General features: G+C 32.2%; 3 protein-coding genes. All 3 read left to right on the top strand.

Annotated elements, in window-relative coordinates; genetic code table 11:
• The first annotated feature begins 325 nt into the window (after positions 1-325).
• From B2G86_RS13350 to B2G86_RS13665, 3 genes are read left to right on the top strand one after another with little or no spacing between them, the layout of a single operon-like run.
• Positions 326-493: a hypothetical protein gene (locus B2G86_RS13350; protein WP_158079043.1), complete on the top strand. Its 168-nt coding sequence runs from the start codon at positions 326-328 to the stop codon at positions 491-493.
• Entirely contained in the window at positions 493-840 is a 348-nt protein-coding gene (locus B2G86_RS12995) for a DUF7339 family protein (protein ID WP_078358602.1), read from the top strand. Before B2G86_RS13350 ends, B2G86_RS12995 begins: the two co-directional genes overlap by 1 nt.
• Positions 837-1,016, top strand: coding sequence for a DUF7228 family protein (locus B2G86_RS13665; protein ID WP_078358601.1), 180 nt, complete (start codon positions 837-839; stop codon positions 1,014-1,016). Before B2G86_RS12995 ends, B2G86_RS13665 begins: the two co-directional genes overlap by 4 nt.
• The last annotated feature ends 4 nt before the right edge of the window (positions 1,017-1,020 follow it).

Here is a 1,020-nt window from a genome sequence, read left to right as displayed (position 1 = left end):
AGATGTGTATAAGAGACAGGGATTAACAAAACAAGTAATTCAATTAGAACAAAAAGGGTTTATTAAACAAGGAGAAATCCAAAGCGCTATGTTTGACGGAACGATTGTGGCTTATAAGCAAGCAATGATCAAGAAAGCTAGTGAATAATATGTGTAAGAAACGCAAATACACAAAAATGGGTGCTTTATACTCAATAGCTAATGCCCAGCATAGGAAAAATAAAGCTGATAAGATACCAGTCAGAGCTTATCACTGTAAGTGGTGCAATTTATATCACTTATCAAGCCAGCAAAGGCTAAACATCAAGACAGGAGTAATTGGATAATGAAAGATGAATTTACATACTATACAGTAACTTGGATATTGGAAAAAGAAATTAAATCACGTAAGTTTTATAATAAAAAAGAGGCTTTAAAATGGAACGAATTACTTCCAGAAGAACAAAGATATGCAGTTAAAAAGCATACAGAAATAATTGAGGTTATAGCATAATGACAAACGAAGAATTATATGAAAGAATTACTAGCACGCTAAAAGAGCAAGGTGTCGGAATAAGTCAGTTTGAATCAAAAGTTAAAGCTGAAACAGGTAAATATCCTAACTTAAAAATGACTAAATCACGTTTGAGCTTACCGAATACCGTAGCATTCCCTTATCTTACTATGTTTTTCAATGATGATGAAATGCACGAACTTACCCTTAAAAAGATTGATAGCGTAGGAGATAACGGAGAAGCGTTTGACTTACTAGATGAGATATTGTCTAGTTTAGAACCAAGTAAAGAGTATCTATATAAGCAACGATTGAAACGTAAAATGCAAAGGGAGGTAGTAAGATAATATTACATAAGTATACACGGAAGATTAATAGTTCAAAATATCCACGGTCAACAGCTCGAAAGATTGCTAATGACTTGAACAAAAAATACCCTTTTAATAATTATCTAGTCAGCTTTGAGTTAGGATCTAAACGGTATATTATTGAAAAATTTGAAATTAGAGGAATGAATAGATGAAGAT

The organism is Mammaliicoccus fleurettii, from assembly GCF_002018435.1.
Lineage (GTDB): Bacteria > Bacillota > Bacilli > Staphylococcales > Staphylococcaceae > Mammaliicoccus > Mammaliicoccus fleurettii.
The sequence above is the reverse complement of the archived record's forward strand: the minus strand, read 5'-3'. Positions and strand labels throughout refer to the sequence as shown.

Excerpts from the sequence above, each read along its gene's own strand:
- B2G86_RS12995 (WP_078358602.1), top strand. The coding sequence starts at position 493 with ATGACAAACGAAGAATTATATGAAAGAATTACTAGCACGCTAAAAGAG.
- B2G86_RS13350 (WP_158079043.1), top strand. The coding sequence starts at position 326 with ATGAAAGATGAATTTACATACTATACAGTAACTTGGATATTGGAAAAA.